17 protein-coding genes are annotated in these 15918 nt (G+C 60.9%); 14 read left to right on the top strand and 3 right to left on the bottom strand.

What is annotated here, in order from left to right:
* Window positions 1-24 precede the first annotated feature (24 nt).
* Both AO057_RS02025 and AO057_RS02020 read left to right on the top strand, forming a co-directional pair.
* Window positions 25-585: a PhaM family polyhydroxyalkanoate granule multifunctional regulatory protein gene (locus AO057_RS02025; protein WP_057674058.1), complete on the top strand. Its 561-nt coding sequence runs from the start codon at window positions 25-27 to the stop codon at window positions 583-585.
* A gap of 7 nt (window positions 586-592) precedes the next feature.
* Window positions 593-1849, top strand: coding sequence for an FIST signal transduction protein (locus AO057_RS02020; protein WP_057674057.1), 1257 nt, complete (start codon window positions 593-595; stop codon window positions 1847-1849).
* Between the two features lie 11 nt (window positions 1850-1860).
* On the opposite strand, the gene AO057_RS02015 is transcribed toward AO057_RS02020, so the two are convergent.
* On the bottom strand, window positions 1861-2295 hold the full coding sequence (locus tag AO057_RS02015) for a hypothetical protein (protein WP_057674056.1): 435 nt from the start codon (window positions 2293-2295) through the stop codon (window positions 1861-1863).
* A gap of 10 nt (window positions 2296-2305) precedes the next feature.
* Complete coding sequence (locus tag AO057_RS02010) at window positions 2306-3580, bottom strand: NAD(P)/FAD-dependent oxidoreductase (protein ID WP_057674055.1); 1275 nt, start codon at window positions 3578-3580, stop codon at window positions 2306-2308.
* Between the two features lie 351 nt (window positions 3581-3931).
* Between AO057_RS02010 and AO057_RS17375 the strand changes: the two genes are divergently transcribed.
* Together AO057_RS17375 and AO057_RS02005 are read left to right on the top strand one after the other, a co-directional pair.
* Complete coding sequence (locus AO057_RS17375) at window positions 3932-4831, top strand: CC_3452 family protein (protein WP_082605375.1); 900 nt, start codon at window positions 3932-3934, stop codon at window positions 4829-4831.
* A gap of 47 nt (window positions 4832-4878) precedes the next feature.
* On the top strand, window positions 4879-5322 hold the full coding sequence (locus AO057_RS02005) for a hypothetical protein (protein WP_057674054.1): 444 nt from the start codon (window positions 4879-4881) through the stop codon (window positions 5320-5322).
* 21 nt (window positions 5323-5343) lie between these two features.
* Here AO057_RS02005 and AO057_RS02000 read toward each other — a convergent pair whose 3' ends face one another.
* Window positions 5344-6075 (bottom strand): helix-turn-helix domain-containing protein, encoded by a 732-nt coding sequence (locus AO057_RS02000; RefSeq protein ID WP_057674053.1) that lies wholly within the window; start codon window positions 6073-6075, stop codon window positions 5344-5346.
* Between the two features lie 137 nt (window positions 6076-6212).
* On the opposite strand from AO057_RS02000, the gene AO057_RS01995 reads away from it, so the two are divergent.
* From AO057_RS01995 to AO057_RS17665, 10 genes are all read left to right on the top strand, one after another.
* Window positions 6213-6974: a hypothetical protein gene (locus AO057_RS01995; protein WP_057674052.1), complete on the top strand. Its 762-nt coding sequence runs from the start codon at window positions 6213-6215 to the stop codon at window positions 6972-6974.
* Between the two features lie 13 nt (window positions 6975-6987).
* Window positions 6988-8916 (top strand): MFS transporter, encoded by a 1929-nt coding sequence (locus AO057_RS01990; RefSeq protein ID WP_240480714.1) that lies wholly within the window; start codon window positions 6988-6990, stop codon window positions 8914-8916.
* 156 nt (window positions 8917-9072) lie between these two features.
* Window positions 9073-10416: an ATP-binding protein gene (locus AO057_RS01985; RefSeq protein WP_168163347.1), complete on the top strand. Its 1344-nt coding sequence runs from the start codon at window positions 9073-9075 to the stop codon at window positions 10414-10416.
* Between the two features lie 266 nt (window positions 10417-10682).
* Window positions 10683-11225 (top strand): flavin reductase family protein, encoded by a 543-nt coding sequence (locus AO057_RS01980; RefSeq protein WP_057674049.1) that lies wholly within the window; start codon window positions 10683-10685, stop codon window positions 11223-11225.
* A 118-nt stretch (window positions 11226-11343) separates the two neighbouring features.
* Window positions 11344-12606, top strand: coding sequence for a TolB-like translocation protein (locus AO057_RS01975; RefSeq protein ID WP_156404452.1), 1263 nt, complete (start codon window positions 11344-11346; stop codon window positions 12604-12606).
* Between the two features lie 70 nt (window positions 12607-12676).
* Window positions 12677-13234, top strand: a complete 558-nt coding sequence (locus AO057_RS01970; RefSeq protein ID WP_057674047.1) for an NADPH-dependent FMN reductase — start codon at window positions 12677-12679, stop codon at window positions 13232-13234.
* Window positions 13235-13512: 278 nt separating this feature from the next.
* Complete coding sequence (locus AO057_RS17670) at window positions 13513-13890, top strand: hypothetical protein (protein ID WP_156404451.1); 378 nt, start codon at window positions 13513-13515, stop codon at window positions 13888-13890.
* Entirely contained in the window at window positions 13887-14645 is a 759-nt protein-coding gene (locus AO057_RS17370; protein ID WP_082605373.1) for a DUF1828 domain-containing protein, read from the top strand. The genes AO057_RS17670 and AO057_RS17370 overlap by 4 nt, the downstream gene beginning before the upstream one ends.
* 218 nt (window positions 14646-14863) lie before the next feature.
* The gene (locus AO057_RS17365; RefSeq protein WP_082605372.1) at window positions 14864-15424 is read left to right on the top strand and encodes a Panacea domain-containing protein; all 561 of its coding nucleotides are present in this window, start codon (window positions 14864-14866) and stop codon (window positions 15422-15424) included.
* Between the two features lie 10 nt (window positions 15425-15434).
* Complete coding sequence (locus tag AO057_RS17665; protein WP_156404450.1) at window positions 15435-15899, top strand: hypothetical protein; 465 nt, start codon at window positions 15435-15437, stop codon at window positions 15897-15899.
* Window positions 15900-15918: the final 19 nt, after the last annotated feature.

The raw sequence follows: 15918 nt of genomic DNA, 5'->3' as shown, positions 1-15918 counted from the left end.
AGCGCGTATCAGAGGAGTGCCACCATGAGCAACAAGGCAGACCCCGCCGGCTTCGGCCCATTCGTGCCGGGTTTCGACTTCCTGCAGAAACTGGCCCAGGGCGGCAACGCGTCCATGGCCAGCTGGGTGGCACCCACCCTGGACGCCGAGGCGCTGGACAAGCGCATCACCGAACTCAAGGCCGTGCAGTTCTGGCTGGACCAGAACGCCGCCGCGCTCAAGGCCACCATCCAGGCCCTGGAAGTGCAGAAGATGACACTGGCCACGCTCAAGAGCATGAACGTGCCCATGCCCGGCGCCGGCATGGCCTGGCCCGTGCCGGGCGCTGCGCCGGCGGCCCAGCCTGCTGCAGCACAGGCGCCCAAGGCCGCGCCTGCCGCCAAGACAGAAAGCCCCGCTGCCAGCGCCACACCGATGGCCGACCCCATGCAGTACTGGGGCGCGCTGACGCAGCAGTTCCAGCAGATCGCCGGCCAGGCCATGAAAGACGCGGCCGAGCGCAGCGCCGCGGCTGCGGCAGCCGCACCCAAGCCCGCCGCCAAGGCTGCGAAAAAAGCCGCCCCGCGCAAGCCCAAGCCTGTTTGAGACGCCGATGAAAAACTTTCCCCTGGCCCACGCCACCCACCCGCAATGGCGCATGGCCGCCGCGCTGGTGCTGGCGCAGCTGCGCGCGCAGCTGGCCCTGCCCGGTGCCGCGCAAAGCCCCACGCTGGCCCTGCTCTACATCACCGACCACTACGCCGCCGAGGCCGAGGCCATCCTCGCCCACCTGAGTGCCGAGCTGCCCGAGGTCACCGACTGGGCTGGCACCGTGGGCGTGGGCATAGCGGCCACCAATGTCGAATACTTCGACGAGCCGGCCCTGGCTGTGATGTTGTGTGATCTGCCCGCCGACCAGTACCGTGTCTTCTCCGGCGTGGCGCCCCTGGGCCTGGGCTTCCAGGCGCACACCGCGCTGGTGCATGCCGACGGCCACACGCCCGAACTCTCCGAACTCATCGACGAGATGGCCGCGCGCACCGACAGCGGCTACCTCTTCGGCGGCCTGGCCGCCAGCCGCGGCGAGAGCGTGCAGTTCGCGCTGGGCGGAGACGGTTTCATCCGCGGCCAGGGCCGCTCCACCGGCGTCTTCCACGGCGGCCTGAGCGGCGTGGCTTTCAGCGAAGGCGTGCAGGTGGTTTCGCGCGTTACCCAGGGCTGCTGCCCGGTGGCCGGCAGCCACACCATCACCGAAGCCGAGCGCAACGTGGTCTACCAGCTCGACGGCGAACCCGCGCTGCAGGTGCTGCTGCGCGAGCTGGATGTCACGCTGGACGAACCCGAGCAGGCCATCAACACCGTGCGCGCCACGCTGGCCGGCCTGGTGCATCTGCAGGACGTGGCGGCCGACGGCCGCGCCATCAGCCGCACCGGCAACTTCGGCAGCGACGTGCGTGTGCGCCACATCGTGGGCCTCGATCCGCAGCGCGGCGGCGTGGCCCTGGCCGAGCTGGTGGAGACGGGCATGCAGCTGGCCTTCTGCCAGCGCAATGTGCAGGCCGCGCGCGCCGACCTCATGCGCATCTGCGCCGAAATCCGCGAGGAACTGGAGCCGGAGGAACTGCCGCTCACCGCGGGCGGCCTGGAGGCCGAGCCCCCGGTGCAGACACCGCAGCGCATGGTGGGCGCCGTCTACGTCAGCTGCTCCGGCCGTGGCGGCCCGCATTTCGGCGGCCCCAGCGCCGAGCTGCAGATCGTGCGCCACGCCCTGGGCGATGTGCCGCTGATCGGCTTCTTCGCCGGCGGCGAGATCGCGCGCCACCACATCTATGGCTACACCGGCGTGCTGACGGTCTTCCTCTCGGCGTAGCGCCCGGCGCTTCAGCCCTGTGGCCGGGTCTTCAGCAGGTCCTTGCGGCACAGCGGCCCGTCCACCGGGTTCTCCAGGCTGTGCGCTATCGCCGTCACCAGCGCGTGCGCTTCCTCGGCGCTGAAGTGCTCCATCAGCGGCCGCGCCACCGCCGGCGGCAGCCGCACCACGGCGGGGCTGCCATCGGCGCGCGTGATGTTCAGGCTGGCCACTTGGTGGCTGCCCCAGTCGGGCCGCGCCTCGGCGCGTTGCATCTGCTCCTGCATCAGCGCCTCGTAGTCGGCCTCGATGGCCTCCATCACCTCGTCGGACGGCTCAGCCGCCAGTTCGACCACCCAGCCTTCCATGACGTCCTCGCGTGTGCTGCTCTCCAGCGCACGCGCGACCAGCCCCTGCACGAAGCGATCGCGCAGATCGGTCTCGAAGAACACATAGCCGGTGGCCATGGTGTGGGGCTTATTTGTCCTTGAGCTTCATGATGCCCAGGGCATTCATGACCATCTTCTCGAACAGCGGCTCCGAAGTGCCGGCCTTCATCTTGCGCATGAAGTATTTCTCGAAGGCGATCTTGGCCAGGTGTACCCACTTGCCCTGCGAGAACCAGTTCACGTTGCGCGGCGGAATCTGCGGCAGCGCCACGAAGCAGGCGCCGGTGTCGCCGAAGTCGGCCAGGCACACGGCGTTCCAGGTGGCCTTGGTGGAGGGCTGCTTGCCGTCGAGCTCGTCGCGGATGTTGTGCGCCGTGGCCGTCACCATGGACTCGATCATGTAGCCCGTCTTGGGAGCACCCGTGGGCACCGGTGTGGCTTCCACCGGCGGAATGGCCACGCACACGCCCACGGCGTAGATGTTCTTGAACTTGGGATTGCGCTGCTGCGGATCGATCAGGATGAAACCGCGCGGGTTGGTCAACCCCTCGATGCCGAACACCGCGTCGATGCCCTTGAAGGCCGGCAGCATCATGGAGAACTTGAAGTCCAGCACATGTTCCTTCTTGGGCGTGCCGTCCTCGTTGTGCTCGGTCACGTACATCTTGCCGGCTTCCACCTTGGTGGTCTTGGCATTGCAGATCCACTTGATGTGGCGGTCGCGCATGACCGATTCAAGCAGGCCCTTGGAGTCGCCCACCCCGCCCAGGCCCAGGTGGCCGATGTAGGGCTCGGCCGTCACGAAAGTCATGGGCACCTTGTCGCGGATCTTGCGCTTGCGCAGGTCGGTGTCCATGATCATGGCGTACTCGTAGGCCGGGCCGTAGCAGGATGCCCCCTGCACCGCGCCCACCACCACATGGCCCGGGTTCTTCACGAAATCCTGCCAGCCCTTTTCCGCCTCCACCGCGTGGTCCACATGGCAGATCGACTGCGTGTGGCCCTTGGGGCCCAGGCCCTCGATCTCGTCGAAAGCCAGCTTGGGGCCGGTGGCGATCACCAGATAGTCGTAGTCCACCGTGCGGCCGTCGTCCAGCTCGACCTGGTTCTTCTCCGGGTGCAGGCGCTTGGCCCCCACGCCGATGAAGTCGATCTTCTTCTTCGCCAGCACCGGCGCAATCTCGATCTCGATATCGTCGCGCTTGCGCCAGTCCACCGCCACCCAAGGGTTGGAGGGCACGAAGTGGAACTTGGGGTTGTTCGAAATGACGGTGATCTTGTCTTCCGCGCGCGCTAGCGCACGCATCTCATACGCCATCGGCATGCCGCCGATGCCTGCGCCGAGTATCACGATATGGGCCATGGTCCTGTCTCCTGGTGTGTGTCGCGCCTGCCATCGGGCGCGGCTGTGCAACAGTTATAGGCACCGGGGTATCAATCCGGCTTGATCCATATCAATCCAGACGCAAGGAAAGTCAGCGCCGCAGTGCAGCCAAGGCTTGGAACTCCCAGCTGCGCATTGCTGGCAGCAGGGTGCCGCTCTCACGGGGGCCTGTCAGGCGGCTCCTGGCCGGGGCTTGTTGCCCCCTTCCTTGAAGAGCATACTGCGCCATTGCTACACCGGCGCATGCGTGCAGCGGCAGCTACGCGGATCACGACCAACGACTCGAGAGGCGGAGGCTGGGATATGCGAGGGACTCAATCATCTGGAGCCATGCAGTGCGTGCTGCTGGCCGCGCTGGCGGGCAGTCTGGGTGCCCATGCCGCGGTAAGCGACGCCCCAAAACCCATCTCGACAAAGCCGGTCAGTGCCGTGGCCGATACACGGGACAGTGCACGTCACCAGGGCGCATTCAAGGCCAGCGGCGTCAACTGGACGTGCAAAAAGCTGCACTGCAGCGCCTCGGTCACGCCCTCGACCGTGGCCGCACCAATGACGGCGTGCCAAGCGCTTGCGCGTGAAGTCGGTGTGATCAAAAGCTTCAAGGTCGCGAACCACGCCTTGAGCCCCCAGGAACTTCAGCAATGCAACAGCGTGGCGGCCGTGGTCGAAGCTGCGAAACCCGATGTGAAGAAACCGCAAGTTCCGGCGAAGCCGACAACAACACCCGATCCGGCATCGAGTGCCAGCCCTCACTCGAAACGTCTGATCACCGCCGATGACCTCACGCTGCGCGCACAGCCGCTTCCGGATGCGCCACACCGGGCTGCGGCATCGCCGCGTACGCCGTCCACCAACACTTCCGGCTCACCATCGGCCACGACGAAGCCGACAACAACGACCAATCCGGTGAAGAAGCCGGCTGGTGCAAAAGGCACAACGCAAGCTGCCGCACAGGGCGACGGCGTTGCCACGCCGCAGCCACCTCCCGTGGGGACGGCGGCGCCATCGGTGCCCGGTTCGCGCAGCTATCCGGTGAGTATCCGGACAGAAGCCATGGCCGTGACTGGCACGGGGCGGCTGATCGATCGGCTGGCCTATACGCGCAAAGACATCCGTACCGAAGCGATGACAGTGACGGGTACGGGGCGCGTGACGGTAAATCTGCCGTTCACGCCGAAAAGCGTGCGTACTGACGGCATGGCCGTGACCGGCACCGGTTCGGTTCGCTAGGAATCAGGGTTTGCGGAGTTCAATCTGGAGCACAGGAGGAAATGCAAATGACACGTCAACTCACCGCTGTCTTGTTGGGTATGGTGGCAATGGTTTTTGCCACCATGACACAAGCGCAGTTGCCACCCGGTCCGCATTTCACGTTTACCGTGCCGCTGCAACTCGCCAACCTGGCGCCGGAAATCAGCCAATACAACGTCAATTGCTCCGTTGGCACGGCGCGCAGCCTCACCATGGCCAGCGGGACGACAAGCGGCGCCATCAGCGGCGGGGCCGTGAACACCAGCGTCGTGGTCAATGTGACGGTAACGACGGCAAGAGATCCATTTGCCCATCCGGCGAATGCGACCAACTACAGATGCAACGTGGTTCTGGACAATGGGCGCGGGGTTCCCTACCTGCAATACCTTCCCGACAACGGCACAGCCAACTTTCCGCTGGCTTCCGGGCCGGTGTTCAAGCCGTGGGTGCTGGGAACCCTTCCGCGTTAACGCCAGGCATCGCAATCACCCTCAACGCCGCAAGGCGGCAAAGGCCTCGAACTCCCAGCTCCGCATGGCCAGCAGCAGGGTGTAACCCTCGCGGTCCTTCTCGGGCAGCTTCTGGTCGGCCTGGTGTTGCTGGGCAAAGTCTTGCGCCACGCGCTGCAGGCGCTCCATGAATGAAGGCGCCAGGCTGCGGCTGATGCTGCCGTGCACCAGCAGCAGGCCCTCGCCGTGGCCGTCGAAACCGCCGCTGTAATAGTCCAGCAGCGCGTGCTCGCGGAAATAGTCCATCACCGCGCCGTGCGGGCGCCAGCGGAAGGTCTTGGCCAGTTTCAGGCGGTAGCGGTTGAGCGGCCGCAGCTCGATGATGCCGATGCGGTCCAGCTGCGCCAGGTACTTCACGCACTCGGCCTCGCTGAGCCGGTAGCTCGCCACCATCTGCTCCAGCGTCCACTGGCTCAGCACGCAGATGGCCACCAGCAGCAGCTTCTTGTCGGCCACCACGGCCTTTTCCTGCTGCTGTGTCAGCTCGGCCAGCAGGGGCTGGGCGTCGGCCACGCGGCGCGCCAGCTCGCCGAAGTCCAGCTTGAGCGCGCGGCAGATCGCGTCGATGCGTGACAGCGGCATGTCGCCCCGGGCCAGCATGCGCTTGACGCTGCTTTCCGCCATGCCCAGCTTCTTCGCCAGGTCGGCATAGGTCAGGTGGGCGGCCTTGAGCTCCTTCTTCAGGGCCAGGACGAGGTCGGCGGTGGTGCTCATGGCTTGTTCTCGGGGGTGTCGCGGTGGTATCGATTATCGATACTCCCGGTAGACAAATGCGCAGGAGTCGCATGAAATAGCCCCGGTGGCGACGCGTGCGCCCCACAGTGCGGCCATCGTCATTCCCGGAGCCCTTCATGTTTCCATCGTTCTCCCGCGCCGAAGCTGTTCTGCTGGGCGCCGTGCTGCTGCTCGGCCTGCTGGCCATCTTCGCCCCGCCGCTGGCGCAAGCCCCGCACTTCCATGACTTCGCCGACCAGCGCAGCTGGCTGGGCCTGCCTTGCGCGCTCGACGTGCTGAGCAACCTGCCCTTTGCGCTCTTCGGCGCCTGGGGCCTGCGTGCGCTGGGCCGCGTGCCGGCCACGGCGCTGCCCGCAGCGCAGCGCCAGCTGGCCACGCTGTTTTTTGCCGGCCTCATCCTCACGGCCCTGTGCTCGTCCTGGTACCACTGGGCGCCGGACAACGCGGGCCTGGCGGTGGACCGCCTGGGCATGACGGTGGCCTTCGCCGGCCTGCTGGGTCTGGGCGTGGCCAGCCATGTCAGCACGCGTGCCGGACAGTGTTTCGCCTGGGCCGTCTTGCTGTGCGGACCGTTGAGCGTGTGGGTCTGGACGGCCAGCGGCAACCTCTTGCCCTGGGCCCTGCTGCAGGGCGGTGGTTTGCTGCTGCTGCTCGTCCTGGCCGTGATGAAACCTCTGCCTGGCGCACTGGCCGTGCGTTGGGGCCTGGTCGTCGCCATCTACGCCGTGGCCAAGGCGCTGGAGCAGTACGACGCGGCGGTGTTCGAGTGGACGGGGCAGCTCGTCTCCGGCCACAGCCTCAAGCACCTGGTGGCCGCGTTCGCCGCATGGCCTGTCATCAGCGCGCTGCATCTGCTCGGGCAGAATGCCAAACAATAAAGAGGAGACCGCTTTGGACAAGAACAACACCCCGTCGGCCGCTGCGCCGCACGACGAACACCCCAACCAGTTCGCCCTGCTGCGCCAGCGCCGCTTCGCGCCCTTCTTCTGGACGCAGTTCAGCGGCGCCGCCAACGACAACCTCTTCAAGTTCGCCTTCACCGTCATGGTGACCTACCAGCTGCAGGTGAGCTGGTTGCCCCCGGCCATGGCGGGCCTGGTGATCGGCGCGCTGTTCATCCTGCCCTTCCTGCTCTTCAGTGCGACCAGCGGCCAGCTGACCGACAAGTTCGAGAAGACGGCCATGATCCGCTTCGTCAAGAACCTGGAGATCGCCATCATGCTGGTGGCGGGCTGGGGTTTCATCATGGCCAATGTGCCGGCCCTGCTGCTGTGTACCTTCATGATGGGCCTGCACTCCACGCTCTTCGGTCCGGTCAAGTTCGCCTACCTGCCCCAGGTGCTGAGCGAGCGTGAGCTCACGGGCGGCAACGGCATGGTGGAGATGGGCACCTTCGTGGCCATCCTGCTGGGCAATGTGGTGGGCGGCCTCATCGTCGCCATCCCCGAGGTGGGCCACCAGAACGTGGCCTTCGCCTGCGTGGCCCTGGCCGTGGTCGGCCGCGCCGCGGCGGCGCGTATCCCTGCCGCACCGGCCACCGACCCCGGCCTCAAGATCAACTGGAACCCGGTGTCCGAGACCTGGCGCAACCTCAAGCTCGCGCACGGCAACATCGTGGTCTACCGTTCCCTGCTGGGCATCAGCTGGATGTGGTTCTTCGGCGCGGTCTTCCTCAGCCAGTTCCCCAGCTTCGCCAAGGAGGTGCTGCACGGTGATGCACACGTGGCCTCGCTGCTGCTGGTGGTGTTCTCCATCGGCATCGGCATCGGCTCGCTCATGTGCGAAATGCTCAGCCGCCGCCATGTGGAAATCGGCCTGGTGCCCCTGGGTGCCATCGGCATGACGGTCTTCGCCATCGACCTCTACTTCGCCTCGCGCGGCCTGCCGGCGTCGGACGTGATGGGCCTGGCCGCCTTCCTGGCCCAGGGCGCACACTGGCGCGTCATGGCCGACCTGCTGCTGCTGAGTTTGTTCGCCGGCCTCTACAGCGTGCCCATGTACGCGCTGATCCAGCTGCGCAGCCCGGCCACGCACCGCGCGCGCATCATCGCGGCCAACAACATCCTCAACGCCCTGTTCATGATCGCCAGCTCGTTGATCGCTGGCGCCCTGCTGGCCATGGACGTCACCATCCCCCAGATCTTCTTCCTGGTGGGCCTGGCCAACGCCGTGGTGGCGCTCTACATCTTCCTGCTGGTGCCCGAATACCTGCTGCGCTTCGTGGCCTGGGTCATGAGCCACTTCGTCTACCGTTTCAAGGTCACGGGCGATGAAAACATCCCCACCACCGGCCCCGCCATCCTGGCCTGCAACCACGTGAGCTTCGTGGACGCGGTGCTGCTCATGGCGGCCAGCCCGCGGCCCATCCGTTTCATCATGGACCACCGCATCTTCAAGATCCCGGTGCTGGGCTGGCTCTTCAAGCTGGCCAAGGCCATCCCCATCGCCCCGCGTGCGGAAGACCCGGCGGCCTACGACGCGGCTTTCACCGCCGCCGCCCAGGTGCTGAAAGAGGGCGACCTGCTGGCCATCTTCCCCGAAGGCGGCATCACCCACGACGGCACCCTGCAGGAGTTCAAGGGCGGCCTCATGAAGATCCTGGAGTTGCAACCCGCGCCCGTGGTGCCCATGGCGCTGACGAACCTCTGGGGCTCCTTTTTTAGCCGTGCCGAACTGGTGGGAGGCAAGCCGACGGCGATGGCCAAGCCGTTTCGGCGGGGCATCTTCAATACGGTGGGGCTGAATGTGGGGGAGCCGCTGGCGGCGGGGGAGGTGCAGCTGGAGGGCTTGCGGGCGCAGGTGGAGGGGTTGTTAGCGTAGGCATGAGGTGTCGCGCGCACCCCCATTTGTGGGATGGTCAACGCGAAAAAATTCGCCTAGGATGTTCTCTTCTCTTGTATTTGGAATCCTCCCGCCTTACGTCGTCGAGGAAGTTCTGGTGAACGAAGTGTGATGCAAATTTCCCGGAAAACCTATATGCCTGACGATATCTATCAAGTCCGCCAAGTCTTTACTCCAACAACTCCGGCACGGGTAACGTTTATCGAGCGAGAAAGCATAAACACGAAGTTGGTAAATGCAATGCAGACGCCTGGAAAGCAGGTCGTTGTCTATGGTCATTCCGGGTCAGGGAAAACCACGCTATTGGTTAACAAGTTACATCAACTATACGAACGACACATCACGACAAGATGCATGCGAGGTTTGACGTTCGATCAACTCATCTTGGATGCGTTTGATCAACTCTCGCCCTTCTACGTGTCAGAGGCTTCTCAGGCGGAGAAGGTGACTAATACGGTGGAGCTATCGGCGTCATACCAGTTGATTGCCTCGAAGCTTGCGGGCTCGACGACGCAAGAGTCTGGTGAGATATATAAACGAATTTTGCCGCCTCAATTGACGCCACAAAACTTGGCCCGTTTTATTGGCGCAGCCAATTGCTGCTGGGTTCTGGAAGACTTTCACAAAATAGACGATGCGGAAAAACCGCGTCTGTCCCAGCTAATGAAAGTCTTTATGGATATGTCAGATGACTTCCCTGCACTGAAAATTATCGCGCTCGGCGCGGTTGATACCGCGCGGCAAGTCGTTGATTACGATGGAGAAATGAAGAATCGTATCGCCGAGATACGTGTGGACTTGATGGAGCCGAGCGAGATTCGAGAAATAATTCGCAAGGGAGAGTCCGCATTAAATATTACATTTAGCACGGGCGTAAAAGATTCAATCGTGAGCTATTCGAGCGGATTGGCCTCTGTTTGCCATCATTTGTGCTTGAACTTGTGCGATGCGGCCGGAATTACCCAGACTTCTGCAACGCCGGTTCCCATCCCGGCAGATGCTCTCAAGGAGGCATTGAAGCTCTATGTTCAAGAGGCGTCCGACAGTATTAAGAGTGCATTTGACAAAGCGTTAAAGGAGGAGCGAAAAAACAAGTTCGATAACGCTCGAATTATTTTAAAAGCACTGTGCAAGGTTGGCGAAGATGGACTGGCAAGAGCATCACTTCTGCAATCAATTCGAAAAACTCATCCCAACTATCCAAACTCAAACTTAGAGTACTTTCTCCACAAACTGCAGCTTGACGACTACGGTGCATTAATCCGTTTTTCGCCAATGTCAAATTGCTACTCTTACGCTGATCCGTTCTATAAAGTCTTTGGGATGGTGTTGTTTGAAGAAAAAATGGGACATCGTCAGTCTGAGACGTTGTCAACGGAGTTAGAGAAGCTTTTGCGGCAGTTTCTTGAACTCCAGGCGGCGAATGGTTCTTCAATGAAGCTCAGGGTAGTGACCAAATCCATTGTTAGCAGGGATTAGCATTCAACATCCCAGTTCTCAGGTGGGCCTAAGGTAGGGAGCAAATTGGGGCACGAACCAACAGCAGCAACTTGGTACGACGCCCCGAAAGTGAAAGCCTTGGGATCAAGTCTCGAAGTCAACACTCATTGACCGAGTCCAAGATGCAAACTCTCCCGCAACAGATCTCGCGCAACGGGGTCGCGGTGCAATGCCACTGAGCAGAACACGGGGGCGTTCAGTTTCAAACAGATCGCGTTACGCAGTCGAATAGAAAACGAGGACGGATGAAAAAACTCCCACTCCACAAAGCCTTCACTCTGCTCGAACCCGGCCCCGTGGTGCTCATCACCACCCATGACGGCAAGCAGCCCAACATCATGACGATCTCATGGACGATGGTCGTGGACTTCACGCCGGTGTTTGCCATCACCACCGGGCCTTGGAACCATTCCTTTGCCGCGCTGCGCAAGACCAAAGAATGTGTGATCGCCATCCCTGCGGTGGATTTGCTGGACCAGGTGGTGGGCGTGGGCACCTGTTCGGGCACCGACACGGACAAGTTCGCCCAATTCAAGCTCACGCCGCTCAAGGCCAGCAAGGTACAGGCGCCGCTGATCCAGGAGTGCTTGGCCAACATCGAGTGCAAGCTGATCGACTACAACAGGAAACACGGCGTCGTTTTCCTGCAGGGCGTGGCCGCCTGGCTGGACACCGCGCGCAAGGAACGGCGTTTGCTGCACGCCGTGGGCGACGGCACTTTCATCGCCGACGGCCGCAAGTTGGACCGCCGCAAGGCGATGGCCTCCAAGCTCCCGGCGGGCGTCTAGGGTCTGGTTCACGCAGGACTGGCTGGTTTAGTATCTGAGTGACCGCATCTGGCGGCCGGTATGGGCGCCTGAGTGCCGGGATGCCGATTCATAACATTAGAAGACGAAGGGGGGCTTCATGCATGTCATCGTTGGCTTGTTGGTCGCAGCACTGCTGGGCTATCTGGTTTACCGCGCATATTTCGCTTCGGCAGCTGCCACCACCGATGCCGCAACTCCGCGCAGTGAGCGGGGAGTTGCTTTCCTCTCGAACGGGCAGCTTTTTTGCCGTGAACGCGGCGGAGAGTTGAAGCAGGTGCATAGCACCTATGTGCAGGAGGTGCTGGATCGCCTCGAGCGTACCCGCGAGCGGCATAGTTGGAAGAAGGGTACGAGTTTCGGTATTGCGGCCGGCGGTGGCATGCGCAGTTTCGAGGCGGGTGGCGTGCCGCTGCTGGTGACGTCTGCGGCCTACGAGGCCAATGGGAATTTGCTGTACTTCCTCAAGGACGAGGCCATCGGCGGCCTGTTCCGGCGCGAGGCGGCCAGTGGTACAGAGCAGCGGGTGCTGCTCAAGCAGAACTTGCACCTTGGTGACCTGAATCCCTCGCCCGAAGGAGGCCTGCTGGCGGCTTCCGCCCGGCAAACTGCAGGTGTGGCCAATATCGTCCTGTTGAAGGATGACGGCGCGAACATGCGCGAGTTGACCGGGGGAGACTCGGTGGATTGCGCTCCGGCGTGGATTCCTGGTGCATCCAATCGCCTGCTGTTCCAGTCGTCAGGGCTGGCGCGCAACGCGGAGGGCTACATCGTCGCGCAGGGGCCGGCGAGCATCCAGAAGCTGGATATGGAGTCTGGCAGCGTGACACCGATACTGGATGACCCGCGCTACGATCATCTCAAGCCGCGCGTCTCCCCGGCAGGAGATCTGCTCTACATCCGCCGACCGTTCGAGGCGCCGCACTATGGTTACGGCAGCATGCTTGCCGATACGCTGCTGTTTCCTTTCCGCCTGCTGCGCGCGGCGTTCCACTATCTCAACTTTTTTTCGCTGATGTACTCGCGCAAGCCACTGACCAGTGCCAACGGGCCGGCAGTGCAGGCCGACGTCAAGAACATATTGCTGCAAGGGCGCCGTGTCGACGCGGAAAAGGCGGTGCGTAGCGCGCGCCCCGTACAGGGCGTTCCTTCGCTGGTGCCTGATAGCTGGGAACTGGTCAGGCGTGATCAGCAAGGCGCGGAGCGGGTGCTGGCCACGAATGTGGCGTCTTACGACATCAGCCCCGATGGCACGATCATCTACTCCAACGGCCGCGGCGTATTCGTGCTGAGCCAGGAAGGTACGCCTCAACTGGTGCTGAGAGATGAGCTGGTGGCAGAGGTCGTGGCCGCTATTGATTAGAGACGCCATGCGGGAAGGTGCTGGATTTGCTGGCGCCCGGTCACGATTGGTTTGTTCAACCTGGACTGAGATGAAAGTGATCGCCTTGTCCGGCAGCCTGCGCGCGGCCTCCATCAACTCCGCCTTGCTGCGTGCCGCAGCAAGGCTCGCGCCACCGGGCCTGCAGATCGAGGTGTTCCACGGGGTGGGTGATCTGCCGCTGTTCAACATCGATCTGGAGTCGTCTGTTCCCCCAGCCGTGGTCACGCTGCGCGCGGCTGTGAGCGGCGCAGACGCCCTTTTGATTGCCAGTCCGGAGTACGCCCACGGCGTCTCGGGTGTCATGAAGAACGCACTCGACTGGCTGGTGAGCCTGGAGTCCTTTGTCTGCAAACCGGTTGCTCTGCTGAACGCGCAGCCCCGTGCCCACTTTTCTGACACCGCGTTGCGGGAAACGCTCAAGACCATGTCTGCCACTGTGGTCGAGTCCGCATCGGTCAGCATTCAGCTGACAGCCGATACGCTGACGGAAGAGGGCATGCTGGCATCGCCGCCCGTGGCGCAGGCCATCCTGGCCGCGTTGACGGATCTGAGGGCTGCGGTCTTGGAGGGCGGTAGCAGGCAAGGGCCCACCTTTCCCGTCCGCTGAGCCCTCTGCTCTTGGCCGCCACCGCGCCTATGCGCCGCTAAAAAGTATCGATTAGAGAGACTTATATACTTAAAAAACCACGAGGTTTTTAATGAGTAGGCCCATGGTTAGCCTGCTTGGCGTGAGTGTAGTGTTTGAGTACGATGCCCAGAAAAGGGGGCGACTTGATAACACTATCGGAAGTCAAGGATCTAATTTCTCAGCCAAAGAGTTTGGTGTCGGAAATGGTCTGGAGCGGGAAGCGGGGCAAGATTGAGTTTCAGTGGCACTCATCTCGCATGGCTGTCCAGTTGGATCAAGAGGCTGAAGTGCGAGAACAATTCTTCGTGGAATGCCAATGGAGAAAAAGAGGCAACAAGGTCCCGGAACATTGGGTGTTCAATCTGATCTACCAAGGGAATCGGATTTATGCACTGCATGCGCAGCCAACATCTAAGCACTCAAATCAAGTTGGCAGAGGACGGTCATATTTTGAGATGGAGATAGATGGAGTCCACGAACACGTTTGGGTTGAAGAGGGGGACGGATATGCTGAGCCAATACAAGTCCCACTTGATCAGCCAGAAGTGATTTGGAAGATTTTTCTTAAGCGTGCCAATATTGGCGAACATGATTTTTTTCATCCAGATGACAACCAGCCGGAGCTGGAGCTATGAACTGTGAAACCGTTATTTCTAGCTTAGGATTTTCTTGCCGAGACTTAGGCGAGGGGACTCTGCGCGTCTGGTCGCCATTCACCTACACAGGTGACGGAGAGCGTGTTGGCTTTTATGTTGAACAAACGCGCAACGGCTATCGAGTGACAGACGGATGCGAGGCGCTCATGCACGCTGCATCCATGGGAATTCAATTGACGAATCCTCGAATGGAAGCCGTTCGCCGCGCAGTCGGTGACAGCGCAACACTGTCTGATGGCGGGGAGATTTCTGCTTACTCTTCAAGTGAAAATTTTGGAGCCGCGATGGCGGCCGTCTTAAATGCTGCCTTGGCCGTATCGCACTTTCAACCAGCTTGGAAGCCACGCCAAAAGGCGGAGTCTTTCCTGCGAGACGTGGAGAGAACTCTAGAGAATTCTTTTGGTGAGCGAGTGCTTAAAAAGGTGGCTGTACTAGGCGCGAGCGGTCATCAGCTTGAATTGCCATTGGCAATTAGGAATGGAGTTGAACTTATCTATGTCCAACCAATTGCAGCTTCCGATGAAAACACCATGGATTGGAAGCGTGTCTATGAGGCCTGGGGTCGCATGACGGACATCAAGCATTCGAAGAGTGGCGACTCTCAGCGCCTGATCGTTCTTCAAGAGTCTGCAAATGATTCTGAAATGAATACAGCAATTTCTTTGCTGTCCGATAGTTCACCGGTCGTTCGCTACTCCAGGCTAAGTGCGTGGGCCAACCAGAGGCGAGCATGAAAAAAGAGAATCCAACACCTGCCACTCCGCCGATGGATGACGTTCTCAAGCGGATGCTACAGACCCCGCCGAAGCCGCACATTCCATCCAAGCCAGAAAAGACGCAGCCAGCCGACAGCTAATCTCTAGTCAGGAAGGCATGCATGCTTAGAAATTGACAAGATGGATAGCAAGTGCTAACATGCATTGCTTATCTAAGTGACCACCGAAGGAGAAACATGGCTGTCAAAGAGCTTGGTATCTCACCCCGTCGTGCACTTGAGACTGTTCTATATATCGCCTCGCGGCTCACAAAGCCTGATGTCCACGAGGTGCTGAAGATTCGCTATTTTGCGGACAAACTCCATTTTTCTGAATACGGATTCCCTGCAAGTGGCGATGAGTATTTCGCAATGGATTTTGGCCCCGTTGCGACGAATATTTACGACTTGCTCAAAGTCGCCCGAGGAAACGGGAGTGACTATGATGCGCGTCGTTTTGGGTCTCTAGTCAAGGGTGCGCTGAAAGTTGACTCCACGAAACCGCATGGCGTGCATGTGCTGCGGGATGCCGATACTGATTTTTTGTCTCCGTCTGATGTTGAATCAATAGAAAAAGCAATTGCCGAGTACGGCGCATTGTCTTTTGAGGAGAGAACTAAACTGAGCCATGACCAAGCTTATGAAGAAGCATGGGCCATCGCAAAACAGAAGCAGACTCGACGCTACCCAATGGCACTAGAGGCCATTGCAGGTACATTACCAAACGCTCAAGAAGTTCTCGAAAGCCTTTCCGCCTAAAGCCTGAAATATGGCAACTATTGGCGCAAAGCTGCCTCCGCAGATCCTGCGGGAGAGAATAGTTCAGCGCCTCAAACCTGGCGCTGTCATCAAACTCAACGCACGCATGAATGACGGCAACGTCAAAGAGAAGCGTTATGTTGTGCTAAGTGTGACTGCAAAAACTGTCTGCTGTGTTGTCAACTCAGAAAAAAATGCGTTTGTGCAAGCACGTCCGACACTTGCGCGACACCATGTCCCAATGGATGCTAGCTCGCATGTCTTCATGGACCATGATTCTTTCGTTGACTGCACACAGACAAAGACCTTCGAAACCAGTCAGGTTGTTAGCGACTTAATGGAGCGCACTGAATGGATGTTGGGTGCGATTTCTCTTGAGCTACGAGACAGAATCGTCACGTCCCTGACTACATCAAGCACCATAGCTCCGAATTTGACGCAGCCGCTTTGCAACGAACTCGCTAAGCTTTCTTAATCAAAAGTCGGACGAGAAC

The sequence above is a fragment of the Curvibacter sp. PAE-UM genome (genome assembly GCF_001432305.1).
Classification (GTDB): domain Bacteria; phylum Pseudomonadota; class Gammaproteobacteria; order Burkholderiales; family Burkholderiaceae_C; genus Hylemonella.
The sequence above is the reverse complement of the archived record's forward strand: the minus strand, read 5'-3'. Positions and strand labels throughout refer to the sequence as shown.